Source organism: Pseudaminobacter soli (ex Zhang et al. 2022) (genome assembly GCF_014595955.1).
Lineage (GTDB): Bacteria > Pseudomonadota > Alphaproteobacteria > Rhizobiales > Rhizobiaceae > Kumtagia > Kumtagia pseudosoli.
Genome location: NZ_JABVCF010000002.1, coordinates 22,350 through 36,438, shown reverse-complemented (window position 1 = coordinate 36,438; position 14,089 = coordinate 22,350). Strand labels below are relative to the sequence as shown.

Sequence of the window (14,089 nt, the reverse complement as noted above, 5' to 3'; positions counted from 1 at the left end):
TAGCTTGCGCGGATTGGAACACTGGCCGCGCAGCAGCCTTTCGGGCGACTTTTCCAGATCGGAAGCCGCCCCGCGGAGAGTGCGGCCTGTCGGTGAGACCTAGGTTTGCGCCGCCTCCCCATCGACATTCGCAACATCTGGCACGCACGAAGCTGCTGTCCGCCGAGGCGCGGTCAAAATGCCCAACGAACTGCCTTGATATACCGGGAGGGACGGTATGGCAGTAGCGCTCGTCCTGGTGCTGATCGTAGTCGGCTCGATCCTGTTCCACCTGCTAAGCCCCTGGTGGTGGACGCCGATTGCTTCGAACTGGGGCTATATCGACGACACGCTCGTCATCACCTTCTGGATCACCGGCTTCGTCTTCGCTGCGGTGATCCTGTTCATGGCCTATTGCGTCTTCCGCTTCCGTCATCGGGAAGGCCAGCAGGCGGCCTACGAGCCGGAAAGCAGGCGGCTCGAAGGCTGGCTCACCATCGTGACGGCCATCGGGGTGGCGGCCATGCTGACCCCCGGCCTCTTCGTCTGGCACCGCTTCATCTCGGTTCCGGCCGATGCGACCGAGATCGAGGTGGTCGGCCAGCAGTGGCAGTGGAGCTTCCGGCTGCCGGGAGCCGATGGTCGCCTCGGCACCTCCGACAACCGCAAGGTCACTCCCGAAAATCCGCTCGGCGTGAACCCAGACGACCCCGCCGGCGCGGATGATGTCGTCATCCAGGGCGGGGATCTGCATCTGCCGGAAGGCAAGCCGGTCAAGGTGCTTCTGCGCTCCATCGATGTCCTGCACGATTTTTACGTGCCCGAGTTCCGCGCCAAGATGGATCTGGTGCCGGGCAGCGTCACCTATTTCTGGTTTACGCCCACGCAAACCGGAACCTTCGAGGTCCTCTGCGCGGAGCTTTGCGGTGTCGGTCACAATGTCATGCGCGGCACGGTGATCGTCGATACGCCGGATAACTATCAGGCATGGCTGCAGGGGCAGCCGACCTTCGCGCAGATGACGGCGCAGAACCAGGCCAGCGCAGCCGACCAGATCAAGCCCTGAAGAGGGAGACGGCGGCCAAGCGCTGGGCATTCACATGACAGGGACCGAGCCGCTTCGGTCCTATCGGAATGAGGAGGAGGTGAAGGAATGGTCGATATCACACCTCGCGCGGTCGACGCCATTCCGCCTGCCGAAGTGCCGGAAGTCGAACTCTACCATCCGAGGAGTTGGTGGACGACCTACGTTTTCGCGCAGGACGCCAAGGTCATCGCGATCCAGTATGCTTGCACCGCATTGGCGATCGGCCTGGTCGCCCTGGTGCTGTCGTGGCTGATGCGCCTGCAACTGGGCTTCCCCGATGCTTTCTCCTTCATCACGCCCGAAGCCTATTACCAGTTCATCACCATGCACGGCATGATCATGGTGATCTATCTGCTCACGGCGCTGTTCCTGGGCGGCTTCGGCAACTACCTGATCCCGCTCATGGTCGGGGCCAGGGACATGGTCTTCCCCTATGTCAACATGCTGAGCTACTGGATCTATCTGCTCGCCGTGCTGGTGCTGGTGACGAGCTTCTTCGCGCCGGGCGGCCCGACCGGCGCCGGCTGGACGCTCTACCCCCCACAGGCGATCCTCTCCGGCACGCCGGGCGGGCAGGACTGGGGCATCATCCTGATGCTGTCCTCCCTCATCCTCTTCATCATCGGCTTCACCATGGGTGGGCTGAACTATGTCGTGACCGTGCTGCAGGGACGCACGCGCGGCATGACGCTGATGCGCCTGCCGCTTACGGTGTGGGGTATCTTCACCGCGACCGTGATGGCGCTGCTCGCCTTTCCCGCGCTCTTCGTCGCCTGCGTGATGATGCTGTTCGACCGCCTGCTCGGCACCTCGTTCTTCATGCCGGCGGTGGTCGAGATGGGCACTCAGCTCCAGCATCGCGGCGGCAGCCCGCTGCTCTTTCAGCATCTGTTCTGGTTCTTCGGGCATCCGGAGGTCTACATCGTCGCGCTGCCGGCCTTCGGCATCGTCTCCGACCTCATCAGCACGCATGCGCGCAAGAACATTTTTGGCTACCGCATGATGGTGTGGGCCATCGTCGGCATCGGCGCGCTTAGTTTCGTCGTCTGGGCGCACCACATGTACGTCAGCGGCATGAACCCTTATTTCGGCTTCTTCTTCGCCACGACGACGCTGATCATCGCCGTTCCCACCGCCATCAAGGTCTACAACTGGGTGCTGACGCTCTGGCGTGGCGACATCCACCTGACGCTGCCGATGCTGTTTGCGCTCGCCTTCATCGTGACCTTCGTGAATGGCGGGCTCACCGGGCTGTTCCTGGGCAATGTGGTGGTCGACGTGCCGCTCTCCGACACGATGTTCGTGGTTGCGCATTTCCACATGGTGATGGGCGTGGCGCCGATCCTCGTGGTGTTCGGCGCGATCTACCACTGGTATCCGAAGATCACCGGCCGCATGCTCAACCAGACCATGGGCCAGTTCCACTTCTGGGTAACCTTCCTCGGCGCCTACGCGATCTTCTTTCCAATGCACTATCTCGGCCTGGTCGGCGTGCCGCGGCGCTATCCGGAGCTCGGCCAGACCGCCTTCATCCCTGACTCCGTGCATACGCTCAACGCCTTCATCTCCATCGCGGCCCTGATCGTGGGCTTTGCGCAGATGGTCTTCCTGTTCAATCTCATCTGGAGCATCCGCCACGGCAAGGAAGCCGGCGGCAATCCCTGGCGCGCCACGAGCCTGGAATGGCAGACGCCGCACACGCCGCCGCGCCACGGCAACTGGGGCAAGGAACTGCCGGTCGTCTATCGCTGGGCCTATGACTACAGCGTGCCCGGCGCGCCGCAGGATTTCATTCCGCAGAACGACCCCGGCACCGGCAGGACGGCGATGGGGATGGCATGAGCGTCATCGTCATCTTCCTTACCGTGATCGCCGGCATCGCCGGCTGGTGGCTGTCGCAGCAGCGGCTGATGTCGAAGCCATGGCTGGAAGAGGGAGTGATCGGCCCGTCCTTCGACACCGGCACCAGCCTGCCGTCGGCCAAGATCGGCCTGGCCGTCTTCCTCGCCGTCGTCGGCTGCCTCTTCGCGCTGCTGACCAGCGCCTATGTGATGCGCATGCAACTGCCGGACTGGCAGGCGCTGCCGCTGCCGCAACTTCTGTGGCTCAACACGGGCCTGCTGGCGCTCAGCAGCATCGCGCTCCATTTTGCGGTGCTCGCGGCGCGCAAAGGCAGCATGGAGACGGTTCGCCTCGCGCTCGTCACCGGCGGGTTGACTGCCCTAGCCTTCCTGTTCGGACAGGTGGTGGTGTGCCGCGAACTCGTGGCCGCTGGCTTCTTCCTCAGCACGAACCCGGCCAACAGCTTCTTCTACCTGCTCACCGGCATGCACGGGCTGCACATTCTCGGCGGCCTGTTCGGACTGGGCAGGACGACCATCCGGGCCTGGGAGGAGCCGAAGACGGAACGGGTCCGCCTCGGCGTGGAGCTCTGCGCCATGTACTGGCACTTCCTGCTCCTCGTGTGGCTCGGCCTCCTCGTGCTGCTTGCGGGCTGGGCGGGTGATTTCCTGGAGATCTGCCGAGGGCTCTTGAACTGAAGGATCAACCGCATGGCCGAGACGACGCTCACGAACACGCACATGGCGCAGGCCCGGCCCCAAGGCTGGCGCGGCATAGCCGCCGACTGGTCGTCCGACCAGCGCGCCTTCAAGAACGTGTCGTGGGGGAAGGCCATGATGTGGATCTTCCTGCTCAGCGACACCTTCATCTTCGGCTGCTTCCTCCTATCCTACATGACGGCACGCATGTCGACGACCGTGCCCTGGCCCAATCCGAGCGAGGTCTTCGCGCTGCAAATCGGCGGCTCCGACATCCCGCTGATCCTCATCGCCATCATGACCTTCGTGCTGATCTCCTCGAGCGGCACCATGGCGATGGCGGTGAATTTCGGCTACCGGCACGCCCGCAGGAAGACCGCCATCCTGATGCTGCTCACCGCCGTCCTCGGCGCGACCTTCGTGGGCATGCAGGCCTTCGAGTGGACCAAGCTGATCCGGGAGGGCGTGCGGCCCTGGGGCAATCCCTGGGGCGCGGAGCAGTTCGGCTCGTCCTTCTTCATGATCACCGGCTTCCACGGCACCCATGTCACGATCGGCGTGATTTTCCTGATCATCATCGCGCGCAAGGTCTTGCGCGGCGACTATGACGTCGGACGGCGCGGCTTCTTCACCAGCCGAAGGGGCAGCTACGAGAATGTCGAGATCATGGGACTCTACTGGCACTTCGTCGATCTCGTCTGGGTGTTCATCTTCGCCTTCTTCTATCTTTGGTGAGAGGCAGATATGGCTGAAGCAGTCCTACAGGATCACGGGCACTCGCCAGATGCACGGGCCGCGCTGGCGGTGCCGGCGGACACCCACCAGGCGCAGCCGATCAAGCTGTACCTAGTTGTTTGGGGATGGCTGTTCGTCCTCAGCACCGGCTCCTATCTGGTCGACTATTTCGGCCTGCAGGGATATCTCCGCTGGTCGCTGATCATAGCCTTCATGATGCTGAAGGCCGGCCTGATCGTCGCCGTCTTCATGCACATGGCCTGGGAGCGGCTCGCGCTCGCCTATGCGATCATCGTGCCGCCGGTGCTGGTGCTCGTCTTCGTGGCGATCATGGTGCTGGAGTCCGACCATACGCTCTGGACCCGGCTGACTTTCTTCGCCGGCTCGTGAGTTGTCCCACGGGGCTCGGCCAGTGCTATCTTCGCTTGGTAGGACTGGCCGGGCGCGCCATTTCGGTTGACACCGTAACCGTCGGGGCGAGAATCGCGGTCTCGTTATGCGTCACCCACCATGTGCAGAAGGGACGCCTCAGATGACGATCGCACCCAAACTCAAGACCTATATCGAGGGCGAAGGGGTTTCCTACGAAACCGTTCCGCACCACCGCACAGCCACCAGCAGGCAGTCCGCCGTCGCCGCGCATGTGCCGGGCAGCAATATGGCCAAGTCGGTACTCGTCCACCACGAACTCGGCTACGCGCTGGCTGTCGTCCCAAGCACGTATCGGGTCGAACTCGGCACCTTGCAGGCGGTCATGGACAAACGGCTCGGTCTTGCCACGGAAGACGAGACCGCCGTGCTGTTCGACGACTGCGATGTCGGCGCCATTCCGCCGATCGGAGCTGCCTACAACGTGCCGGTGGTCCTCGAGGAAAGCCTGGGCGACGCCGCGGAGATTTATTTCGAAGGCGGCGACCACAAAACGCTGGTGCATGTCAGCGGAAACGCCTTCCGGGACCTGACCAAGGACGCGGTCCGCGCCCGCATCAGCCACCCGGCGTTCTGACCGGTCGCAGCATTTTCACCGCCGGCGCGAAGGGGGATCTGCGCCCGCTTGGTTCAGGTGCGTCCTTCGAGGCTCGCCCGCCGAGGTCAATTCCTCCCTTCCGACTCCCTGCGGGCTCGCACCTCAGGATGAGGACCGTAGGTGTTGCGGCGCCAATCGCAGAAGTCTGTGCGCAGCAGCAGGCGGCGATAATCTGCGCCGCCTTTGCAGGTGGCATTTGCAGGTACGGCGTCCTCATCCTGAGGTGCTCGCCCGCACGGTGCTTCCGGTGTTTTGCCTGCTTACGTGGGCGAGCCTCGAAGGACGCACCTGAAGCTCGAGGCTCTAGGCATCATAGTAGAGCACGAACTCGTAAGGATGCGGCCGTATGCGGATCTCTTCAATCTCGTGCACACGCTTGTAGCTCAAGTAGGTCTCGAGGACGTCGTGCGTGAACACCTCGTCGATGCCGAGGAATTTGCCGTCCGACTCCAGCGCATTCAGAGCCTCCTCGAGCGAGCCCGGCGTCGACGGGATCTGCGCACGCTGCACCGGCGGCAGGTCGTAAAGGTTCTTGTCGATTGGCTCTCCCGGATCGAGATGGCTGCGGATGCCGTCCAGCCCGGCCATCAACATCGCCGCGAAGGCCAGGTAGGGGTTGCAGGAGGGATCAGGGCAGCGGAATTCCACGCGCTTCGATTTTGGATCGGGCGAGTACATGGGGATCCGGACGGCCGCTGAGCGGTTGCGCCGCGAGTAGCCCAGATTGACCGGCGCCTCGAAGCCGGGCACGAGCCGTCGGTAGGAGTTGACGGTCGGTGCGCAGATGCCGAGCAGCGCCGGCGCGTGCTTCAGCAGCCCGCCGATGTAGTAGCGCATCGCTTCGCTCGAGCCCGCATAGCCGTCGCCGGCGAAGAGCGGGCGATCGCTCTGCCAGATGCTCTGGTGGACGTGCATGCCCGAGCCGTTGTCGCCGAACAGCGGCTTCGGCATGAAGGTGGCCGTCATGCCGCGGCGGCGCGCGACGTTCTTCACCACGTATTTGTAGATCATCACATCGTCGGCCATGCGCGTCAGCGGCGCAAAACGCATGTCGATCTCGCCCTGGCCGCCCGTCGCAACCTCGTGGTGATGCGCCTCCACCGGAATCCCGATCTGCTCTAGGAGGGTGACCATCTCGGTTCGGGCGTCCTGCAAGGTGTCTGCCGGTGGCACGGGGAAATACCCCTCCTTGGGACGCAGCTTGTGCCCGAGGCCGGATCCGCCCCGCCCGCTCCAGTTGGCCTCGGCTGCCTCGATGTCGAAATAGGCGTAGTTGGTGCCCTGGTCGTAGTGGACCTCGTCGAAGACGAAGAATTCGAGCTCGGGGCCGAAATAGGCGACATCGCCGATCCCCGAGGCCCTGAGATGCGTCTCCGCCTTCTGGGCGATGTGGCGGGCATCGCGGCTGTAGGGCTGACCGGTAATCGGGTCCATTATGTTGCAGATGAGGACGAGTGTGGGCGCCTCGGTGAACGGATCGAGAAACGCCGTGGCCGGGTCGGGCACGACGAGCATGTCGCTTTCCTGGATCTCCTGAAAACCGCGGATGGAGGAACCGTCGAACCCGACGCCGTCGCTGAAGCTGTCGGCTGCGATGGCCTGCGGCGGGACGGAAAAATGCTGCCAGGTGCCGGGAAGGTCCACGAACCGCAGATCGATCATCTCGATCTTGTCGTCCTTGATCGCCTTGAGCACATCGTCCGGATTGGCAAAGGTGTAGGCCATCTGCGCTTCCTTTCTATGTGTCGGTCGCTTGAACCCGTTCCGCATTTCTCGGGAGCCGGCTCGCCCCGGTTCGTCGTTCCCGGCCGGATAGCTCGTTCGCGGAGTTCGCACCAAAGCGTGCCTGCGATGCCGTCGACGGCGCGCAGCACCTGTTAGACGGCCAGAGGCCGCGAGGAAGATGGATTGAGCCGGTATCCGGGATCCAGGTTCGGTCGCCCAGTGGCCGACCAGACCGCGCTCGGCGTATTGTCGGCCCGACATGGAACCAGGATGTAGAAGCAACGGTCATGGTCTCACCCTCCCGGGCGAGCAGACCTCGCATCATGTGGCCAGCTTAAACCTCACGATGCATGATCATTTCAATACTACATCCTCCCCGCCAGTATCGCTACGGCTCCCAGAACAAGCCCTCATGCTCGCTGGACGTGCTGGACAAGCCTGCGGCAACGTAACATAGTTTGATCATGACCTAGCATTTCGGGCGCAAGGCTGGGGTTTACAGCTGGTACCGCCCCCGAGACGAAAGACATCGGCTCGGCAATCGACAGGCCAGGCGGCAGAAACTGGCGAATAGGTCGGCGGCATACATCATCTCCGAGAGGGCTGTTTTGCTCATCCTGAAGGAGAAGGTGCATGAGCATCTCCGCTTCCAGCATGGCTGCCCCGCTGTCATCGTCCGGCATGCTGAAGGGCAGATGCGCCATAGTGACCGGATCGACCAGCGGCATTGGTCTCGGCATCGCCGAGGCGCTCGCTACTCACGGCGCCGACGTGATGCTGAACGGGTTCGGCGATGCTGCCGAAATCGACAAGCTCCGCACATCTCTGGCCGAGACCCATGGAGTACGCGTCTCCTACAGCGCGGCCGATATGTCGAAGCAGGCCGAAGTAGACGCGATGATCGCGCAGGCGACGCGAGAACTCGGAAGCGTCGACATCCTCGTCAACAATGCCGGCATCCAATACACCGCGCCGGTTGAGGAGTTCCCGCTCGACCGCTGGGACGCGATCCTCGCCATCAATCTCTCCGCCGCCTTCTGGGCGATCCGGGCGGTCCTGCCGCAGATGAAAAGACGCGGGTGGGGGCGCATCATCAATATCGCGTCCGCACATGGGCTCGTCGCGTCGGTGCACAAGGCGGCTTACGTCGCGGCCAAGCATGGACTGCTTGGGCTCACCAAGGTCGTTGCGCTCGAGACCGCCACAACCCCGGTGACCTGCAATGCGATCTGCCCGGGCTGGGTCCTGACCCCCCTGGTCGAGAAGCAGATCGACGATATCGCCAATCGGCAAGGCCTGAGCAGGGCGGCGGCGACTGAGGAACTGCTTGGCGAGAAGCAGCCATCTCTCGAGTTCGCGACCCCAGCACAGATCGGCGCGCTGGCCGTATTCCTCTGCTCTGATGCCGCGGCGCAAATACGCGGCACGGCGATACCGGTCGACGGCGGCTGGACCGCTCAGTGAGGAGACGAGCGATGAAGACAATTTCTCTCACGAACGCCGTCGCAATGATCCCCGCCGGGTCGAGCCTGATGATCGGCGGCTTCATGGGCGTGGGCACGCCCGAGCCGCTGATCGATGAACTCGTGCGGCAGCAAAAAAGCGATCTGACTGTCATTGCCAATGACACCGCATCTCCCGGCATCGGGATCGGCAAGCTCATATCCGCCAGGCTGGTCCGGCACCTGATCGTCAGCCACATCGGACTGAACCCGGAAACGCAGCAGCAGATGATCGCCGGGGAGCTGAAGGTCGATCTCGTCCCGCAGGGGACGCTCACCGAGCGCATCCGGGCGGGCGGCTCCGGGCTCGGTGGCATACTCACGCCCACCGGCGTGGGCACCGTGGTCGAGGAGGGCAAGCGCAGGATCGAGGTGGACGGGCGCGACTACCTGCTCGAGACCGCGCTTCGCGCCGACTTCGCGCTCGTGCACGCTTTCATCGCCGATTACCTGGGCAATCTCAGCTACGTGCTGACGGCGCGCAATTTCAATCCGCTGATGGCGATGGCCGCGGAAACGGTGCTGGTCCAGACGGAGAACATAGTCCCGGTCGGGCTCATCGCGCCGGATCACGTCGTGACGCCGGCGCCGCTCGTCGATTACCTCGTCACGAAAGGGTAGAGCCATGGACGCCCAGACTCTTATTGCCAGGCGCATCGCCCGCGAGCTCCGCGACGGCATGCTGGTGAACCTTGGCATCGGCATTCCCACACTTGTCGCGAACTTCGTTCCTGAAGGCATCCATGTCTTCTTCCAGTCGGAGAACGGCCTGATCGGCACCGGACCGGTACCCGAGCCCGGCATGGCGCTGGCGTGGCTCACCGATGCCGGTGGCAAGCCCGTCACCGCACTGCCAGGCGCATGCGCCTTCGACAGCGCGATTTCGTTCGGCCTGATTCGAGGCGGCCATCTCGACCTCACGGTTCTCGGCGGGCTCCAGGTCGACCAGAATGGGCGGCTGGCGAACTGGATGATCCCGGGCAAGATGGTTCCGGGCATGGGTGGCGCGATGGATCTCGTGACCGGCGCTAGACGCGTCATCGTCGCCATGCAGCATGCGGCCAAGGGGCGCTCGAAGATCGTCCGGGAGTGTTCGCTGCCGCTCACCTCGGATCGCCCCGTTGATCTGGTCGTTACCGAGCTTGCGGTGATCGGTTTTCCGGAGGGACGGGCGACATTGCTCGAGACGGCAGATGGAGTGACCGTCGATCAGGTGATTGCCGCGACCGAGGCCGAGCTGGTGATCCCTTCGAATGTGAAGGAGGGGGGCGGAGCCTCGACAAGCTATGAAAGCGCCTGAGGATCCTTGCCGCTCCGAGCTCCACGTCACTCAACTTGATGCTTGCACCGGGCAAGAGCGAGCACGGATATGGTCGAAGCCAGCCGCGTCCCTATTTGATCGGACAGCCGCCACAGCATCCAGGAGCCGGCCGAACATATCGCGCCGGCGATCGGGCGGCGCGAGCCATGTCGTACGCGGTCAAGGAGATCTTCTACACGCTGCAGGGCGAGGGACGGAATGCCGGCCGCGCCGCGGTGTTCTGCCGCTTCGCCGGATGCAATCTCTGGTCCGGGCGGGAGGTTGATCGCGCGACAGCCGTCTGCACCTTCTGCGATACGGATTTTGTCGGCATGGATGGTGTGGGCGGCGGCCGTTTTGACAGCGCGAGGGATCTTGCGTCAGCCATCGAGCAGGCCTGGCGGGGCTCAGCGGTCGGGCAACGATTCGTCGTGCTCACAGGGGGCGAGCCGCTCCTGCAGGTTGACAAAGACCTTGTCGATGCCTTGCACAGCGCGGGCTTCGAGGTCGCCGCGGAGACCAATGGGACAGTCGTGCCGCCAGCCGGCATCGACTGGCTATGCGTCAGCCCGAAGGCCGGCGCCCCGCTCGTGGTCACTGCCGGCGACGAGTTGAAGCTCGTCTTTCCGCAGGCCGATGCGGAGCCCGAGCGTTTCGAGGCCCTCGCCTTCAGGCACCTGCTGCTCCAGCCGATGGACGGGCCCGAGCGAGAGGCGAACACCGCCGCTGCCGTAGCCTATTGCCTCGCCCACCCGCGCTGGCGGCTCAGCCTTCAGACCCACAAGTTTCTTGGGATCCCATGAAGATCACGCAGGCATTCACCTTCGAGGCGGCGCACCGCCTCCCGCGCGTCCCGGAAGCCCATCGCTGCTACCGCATGCACGGCCATTCCTACCGTGTCGAACTCTGCCTCGAAGCACCTGTCGATCCGCAGACCGGCTTCGTCATCGACTTCTTCGAAATAGAGGCCGCGTTCGGCCCGATCCTGCAGCGGCTGGACCATCATTGTCTGAACGAGATCGAAGGGCTCGAGAACCCCACCGCCGAGAACATCGCGATCTGGATTTTTGACCGGGTGAAGCCGTTCGTGCCCCAACTAGCCTCGGTCAGGATCTATGAGACGCCCCAGTGCTGGGCCGAGTACGAGGGATGAGCGATGCGACAGGACCCGCAGACCGCGCTCGTGCTCTTCTCGGGCGGACAGGATTCGACGACCTGCCTGGCCTGGGCACTCGCCAGGTTCGAGCACGTGGAGACGATCGGCTTCGACTATGGCCAGCGGCACCGGATCGAGATCGAGGTCCGGCCGCGAATCCTGCACCGTATCCGCAGCGACTTCCAGCACTGGCAAGGCCAGCTCGGCGAAGATCACTTGATCGATCTGACGGTGCTCGGTCAGATCAGCGACACCGCACTGACACGCAGCGTCGAGATCGCGGTGCAGGAAAACGGGTTGCCGAACACATTTGTGCCCGGGCGGAATCTCCTGTTCCTGGGCTTTGCCGGCGCCCTCGCCTATCGCCGCGGCGCAAAGCATCTGGTCGCCGGCATGTGCGAGACCGACTATTCCGGCTATCCCGACTGCCGCGACGACACGATCAAGGCGATGCAGCTCGCCCTCAATCTCGGAATGGAGGCGCGCTTCGTCATCCACACGCCGCTCATGTGGATCGACAAGGCTCAGACCTGGGCATTGGCGGAAACCCTCGGGGGACAGCCTCTTGTCGAACTGATCCGGGAAGACACCCACAGCTGCTACAATGGCGATCGCGAGCACCACCACGAATGGGGTTTTGGCTGCGGAACCTGCCCCGCCTGCCAACTGCGCGCGCAGGGATGGGAGCGGTTTCAATCGCTGAGAGCCAGCGTCGCCACTCACCCGCAATGAGCCCTGCCCGGCGCGGGAAACGGCTGTTTCGTGATGAGCATGGCCTGATCGCCTGGCGGCAGCGCGGCCCTTTTCACCAAAAGCCACTTCTATCGATGGCAAAGCGCCTGTAACCTGCTCCTTACCCGACTAGGAGATGGACGATTGCCCTGCCATTTCCCGAAATCAACGCGCCGACCGTTCTAATGACAGACCCGACGTATCTTCCCGCCGAAATCCTTTCGCAGGCAATCGCCGCCCGAAAAGTATCCTGCGCCGAGGTAATGGCCGCGTTCCTCGATCGCATCGAACGACTCAATCCGGCGATCAACGCGATCGTCTCGCTGCGGCCGCGGGACGAACTCATGGCGGAGGCGCAGGCGGCCGACGCTGCGCCGCGGCGCGGGCCGTTGCATGGCTTCCCGTTTGCCATCAAGGATCTTGTCGAGACGGCGGGCATCCGGACGACGCACGGTTCTCCGCTCTTTGCCGACCATGTGCCCACTTCTGACGACCTGCTCGCAGCCAGGATCCGGGCTGCCGGCGCTATTCTGATCGGCAAGACCAACACGCCCGAATTCGGGCTCGGCTCGCACAGCTACAACCCGGTCCACGGCGTCACCCGGAACCCCTACGACCTCTCCAAAACGGCAGGAGGATCGAGCGGCGGGGCGGCCGCGGCCCTCGCCACAAAACTGGTGCCGCTCGCCGACGGATCGGACACGATGGGGTCGCTGCGCAATCCGGCCGCCTTCTGCAACGTCTACGGCTTCCGGCCGAGCTACGGGCGCATTGCCCGCGATGCGGTCGGCGACCTCTTCCTGAACCAGATCTCCATGGACGGGCCGATGGCGCGCAGCATACGCGATCTCGCCATGCTGATGGACGTCATCGCCGGTCCGGCCGAGCACGATCCGCACGGATTGCCCTCCCATCCCTCATTCCTCGCCCTGCTCGATGAGCCGTCCGGGGCAAGACGGATCGGCTGGATAGGCGACTGGGCCGGCCATTTCGCCATCGAGAAGGAGGTGCTGGAGCTTTGCGAGGGAGCGCTTGGGGTCTTCGAGGATGCCGGCATCGTGGTTGAGCACGTCACGCCGCCGTTCGATCCGCAGCGCATGTGGCATGCCTGGCTGACGCTACGCAGCTTCGCCAATGCCGCGAGCAAGCGCCACCTCTATGAGGACCCGTCGTCCCGCGCCCTACTGAAGCCGGAACTCGTCTACGAGATCGAGAGCGGCCTCGCCGTCTCGGCCATGGAGGTGCACGAGGCGAGCGTCGTTCGCTCGGAATGGTTTTCGGCCGCGGCAAAACTCTTCGAGGACTATGATGCTCTGGTGTTGCCCAGCGCCCAGCTACTCCCGTTCGACGCCGAACTGCGCTGGCCCGAGAGCGTGGCAGGACGCCGGATGACCACCTATCACCAATGGATGGAGGTCGTGGTGCCGGCCTCGATCGCCGGCCTGCCCGCCTTGAACGTGCCGGTAGGGTTTTCGAAGGCAGGGCTGCCCATGGGCATGCAGCTAATAGGTCCCCGCAGCGCCGATGCTGCCGTCCTGCAACTCGGAGACGTCTATCATCAAGTGACGGACTGGCCCGGACGCCACCCGCCGCGCCTCGAAGCTGAGGCGCATGCCCAGACACACTCCGTCCACGGGTGAGATGACGACAATGGCCGACGAAGCATCCAACAAATCAGGAAAGATCGCGAAGAAGTCCGCCGAGCCGGGCAAGTCAGCCGCCCGCAAGCCCGGCAAGGCAAAAGCCAACACGGCCGGGAGCAACGGCCCTGCCGAGGCGCCGACGCTGTTGTCAGGCGGCAACCCCCAGATCGCGAAGGGCTACGGCGATGCGCCGGTCCAGGCCTATATCGCGGCCATGCCAGGCTGGAAAAGCGAGGTCGGAGGTCGCCTCGACGCGCTCATCGAGCGCACCGTTCCCGGCGTGCGCAAGGCGGTCAAATGGAACTCGCCCTTCTACGGCGTCGAGGATCAGGTCTGGTTCCTCAGCTTCCACTGCTTCACGAAATACATCAAGGTGGCGTTCTTCCGCGGCGCGTCGCTGCATCCCCTCCCGCCCGGCACGTCCAAGCAGAAGGACGTGCGCTATCTCGACATCCGCGAGGACGACCAGTTCGACGAAGCCCAGTTTTCGGACTGGGTGAAGCAGGCAAGCGAACTGCCCGGCGAAAAGATGTGAGCAGCACCAACGTGGCGTGATTGGACGCCGGCTCGTCAAACCACAACTCTACGCTCGTGGAATCACCACATGGTGACACCGGCACGCGCGATGTGCAGAAGGCCATCCAGGGGCATTGCCTTGCCACG

15 protein-coding genes are annotated in these 14,089 nt (G+C 63.8%); 14 read left to right on the top strand and 1 reads right to left on the bottom strand.

Going from position 1 to position 14,089, the window contains the following annotated elements:
• Nucleotides 1–217 precede the first annotated feature (217 nt).
• From HUI96_RS03410 to HUI96_RS03385, 6 genes are all read left to right on the top strand, one after another.
• The gene (locus tag HUI96_RS03410) at nucleotides 218–1,045 is read left to right on the top strand and encodes a cytochrome c oxidase subunit II (protein WP_188253246.1); all 828 of its coding nucleotides are present in this window, start codon (nucleotides 218–220) and stop codon (nucleotides 1,043–1,045) included.
• Between the two features lie 87 nt (nucleotides 1,046–1,132).
• Nucleotides 1,133–2,908, top strand: a complete 1,776-nt coding sequence (gene ctaD / locus HUI96_RS03405) for a cytochrome c oxidase subunit I (protein WP_188253245.1) — start codon at nucleotides 1,133–1,135, stop codon at nucleotides 2,906–2,908.
• Nucleotides 2,905–3,606 (top strand): cytochrome c oxidase subunit 3, encoded by a 702-nt coding sequence (locus HUI96_RS03400; RefSeq protein ID WP_188253244.1) that lies wholly within the window; start codon nucleotides 2,905–2,907, stop codon nucleotides 3,604–3,606. The genes ctaD and HUI96_RS03400 overlap by 4 nt, the downstream gene beginning before the upstream one ends.
• 12 nt (nucleotides 3,607–3,618) lie before the next feature.
• Nucleotides 3,619–4,341: a heme-copper oxidase subunit III family protein gene (locus HUI96_RS03395; RefSeq protein ID WP_188253243.1), complete on the top strand. Its 723-nt coding sequence runs from the start codon at nucleotides 3,619–3,621 to the stop codon at nucleotides 4,339–4,341.
• A 9-nt stretch (nucleotides 4,342–4,350) separates the two neighbouring features.
• Nucleotides 4,351–4,731 carry a cytochrome C oxidase subunit IV family protein gene (locus tag HUI96_RS03390; protein WP_188253242.1) on the top strand — a complete coding sequence of 127 codons (381 nt, stop codon included), beginning with the start codon at nucleotides 4,351–4,353 and terminating at the stop codon, nucleotides 4,729–4,731.
• Nucleotides 4,732–4,873: 142 nt separating this feature from the next.
• Nucleotides 4,874–5,347 carry an aminoacyl-tRNA deacylase gene (locus HUI96_RS03385; RefSeq protein ID WP_188253241.1) on the top strand — a complete coding sequence of 158 codons (474 nt, stop codon included), beginning with the start codon at nucleotides 4,874–4,876 and terminating at the stop codon, nucleotides 5,345–5,347.
• Between the two features lie 324 nt (nucleotides 5,348–5,671).
• Here the strand turns inward: HUI96_RS03385 and glnA are convergent, their stop codons facing one another.
• A complete protein-coding gene (gene glnA, locus HUI96_RS03380; protein WP_188253240.1) occupies nucleotides 5,672–7,093 on the bottom strand; it encodes a type I glutamate--ammonia ligase in 1,422 nt (473 codons plus the stop codon).
• Between the two features lie 681 nt (nucleotides 7,094–7,774).
• Here glnA and HUI96_RS03375 point away from each other — a divergent pair.
• The 8 genes from HUI96_RS03375 to HUI96_RS03340 all read left to right on the top strand — a co-directional run bounded on the left by HUI96_RS03375 (nucleotide 7,775) and on the right by HUI96_RS03340 (nucleotide 13,961).
• On the top strand, nucleotides 7,775–8,557 hold the full coding sequence (locus HUI96_RS03375; protein ID WP_188253693.1) for a 3-hydroxybutyrate dehydrogenase: 783 nt from the start codon (nucleotides 7,775–7,777) through the stop codon (nucleotides 8,555–8,557).
• An 11-nt stretch (nucleotides 8,558–8,568) separates the two neighbouring features.
• Complete coding sequence (locus HUI96_RS03370) at nucleotides 8,569–9,216, top strand: CoA transferase subunit A (RefSeq protein ID WP_188253239.1); 648 nt, start codon at nucleotides 8,569–8,571, stop codon at nucleotides 9,214–9,216.
• Between the two features lie 4 nt (nucleotides 9,217–9,220).
• On the top strand, nucleotides 9,221–9,895 hold the full coding sequence (locus tag HUI96_RS03365; protein WP_188253238.1) for a 3-oxoacid CoA-transferase subunit B: 675 nt from the start codon (nucleotides 9,221–9,223) through the stop codon (nucleotides 9,893–9,895).
• A 167-nt stretch (nucleotides 9,896–10,062) separates the two neighbouring features.
• Entirely contained in the window at nucleotides 10,063–10,698 is a 636-nt protein-coding gene (gene queE / locus HUI96_RS03360; RefSeq protein WP_188253237.1) for a 7-carboxy-7-deazaguanine synthase, read from the top strand.
• Nucleotides 10,695–11,048, top strand: coding sequence for a 6-carboxytetrahydropterin synthase QueD (gene queD / locus HUI96_RS03355; RefSeq protein WP_188253236.1), 354 nt, complete (start codon nucleotides 10,695–10,697; stop codon nucleotides 11,046–11,048). Before queE ends, queD begins: the two co-directional genes overlap by 4 nt.
• A 3-nt stretch (nucleotides 11,049–11,051) precedes the next feature.
• Nucleotides 11,052–11,783, top strand: a complete 732-nt coding sequence (gene queC, locus HUI96_RS03350; protein WP_188253235.1) for a 7-cyano-7-deazaguanine synthase QueC — start codon at nucleotides 11,052–11,054, stop codon at nucleotides 11,781–11,783.
• 185 nt (nucleotides 11,784–11,968) lie between these two features.
• Complete coding sequence (locus tag HUI96_RS03345; RefSeq protein WP_188253234.1) at nucleotides 11,969–13,423, top strand: amidase; 1,455 nt, start codon at nucleotides 11,969–11,971, stop codon at nucleotides 13,421–13,423.
• 10 nt (nucleotides 13,424–13,433) lie between these two features.
• The gene (locus tag HUI96_RS03340; RefSeq protein ID WP_188253233.1) at nucleotides 13,434–13,961 is read left to right on the top strand and encodes a DUF1801 domain-containing protein; all 528 of its coding nucleotides are present in this window, start codon (nucleotides 13,434–13,436) and stop codon (nucleotides 13,959–13,961) included.
• Nucleotides 13,962–14,089: the final 128 nt, after the last annotated feature.

What these genes read in the sequence shown, in the direction of transcription:
- HUI96_RS03410 (WP_188253246.1), top strand. Translation starts at nt 218, where the DNA reads ATGGCAGTAGCGCTCGTCCTGGTGCTGATCGTAGTCGGCTCGATCCTG.
- ctaD (WP_188253245.1), top strand. Translation starts at nt 1,133, where the DNA reads ATGGTCGATATCACACCTCGCGCGGTCGACGCCATTCCGCCTGCCGAA.
- HUI96_RS03400 (WP_188253244.1), top strand. Translation starts at nt 2,905, where the DNA reads ATGAGCGTCATCGTCATCTTCCTTACCGTGATCGCCGGCATCGCCGGC.
- HUI96_RS03395 (WP_188253243.1), top strand. Translation starts at nt 3,619, where the DNA reads ATGGCCGAGACGACGCTCACGAACACGCACATGGCGCAGGCCCGGCCC.
- HUI96_RS03390 (WP_188253242.1), top strand. Translation starts at nt 4,351, where the DNA reads ATGGCTGAAGCAGTCCTACAGGATCACGGGCACTCGCCAGATGCACGG.
- HUI96_RS03385 (WP_188253241.1), top strand. Translation starts at nt 4,874, where the DNA reads ATGACGATCGCACCCAAACTCAAGACCTATATCGAGGGCGAAGGGGTT.
- glnA (WP_188253240.1), bottom strand. Translation starts at nt 7,093, where the DNA reads ATGGCCTACACCTTTGCCAATCCGGACGATGTGCTCAAGGCGATCAAG.
- HUI96_RS03375 (WP_188253693.1), top strand. Translation starts at nt 7,775, where the DNA reads ATGCTGAAGGGCAGATGCGCCATAGTGACCGGATCGACCAGCGGCATT.
- HUI96_RS03370 (WP_188253239.1), top strand. Translation starts at nt 8,569, where the DNA reads ATGAAGACAATTTCTCTCACGAACGCCGTCGCAATGATCCCCGCCGGG.
- HUI96_RS03365 (WP_188253238.1), top strand. Translation starts at nt 9,221, where the DNA reads ATGGACGCCCAGACTCTTATTGCCAGGCGCATCGCCCGCGAGCTCCGC.
- queE (WP_188253237.1), top strand. Translation starts at nt 10,063, where the DNA reads ATGTCGTACGCGGTCAAGGAGATCTTCTACACGCTGCAGGGCGAGGGA.
- queD (WP_188253236.1), top strand. Translation starts at nt 10,695, where the DNA reads ATGAAGATCACGCAGGCATTCACCTTCGAGGCGGCGCACCGCCTCCCG.
- queC (WP_188253235.1), top strand. Translation starts at nt 11,052, where the DNA reads ATGCGACAGGACCCGCAGACCGCGCTCGTGCTCTTCTCGGGCGGACAG.
- HUI96_RS03345 (WP_188253234.1), top strand. Translation starts at nt 11,969, where the DNA reads ATGACAGACCCGACGTATCTTCCCGCCGAAATCCTTTCGCAGGCAATC.
- HUI96_RS03340 (WP_188253233.1), top strand. Translation starts at nt 13,434, where the DNA reads ATGGCCGACGAAGCATCCAACAAATCAGGAAAGATCGCGAAGAAGTCC.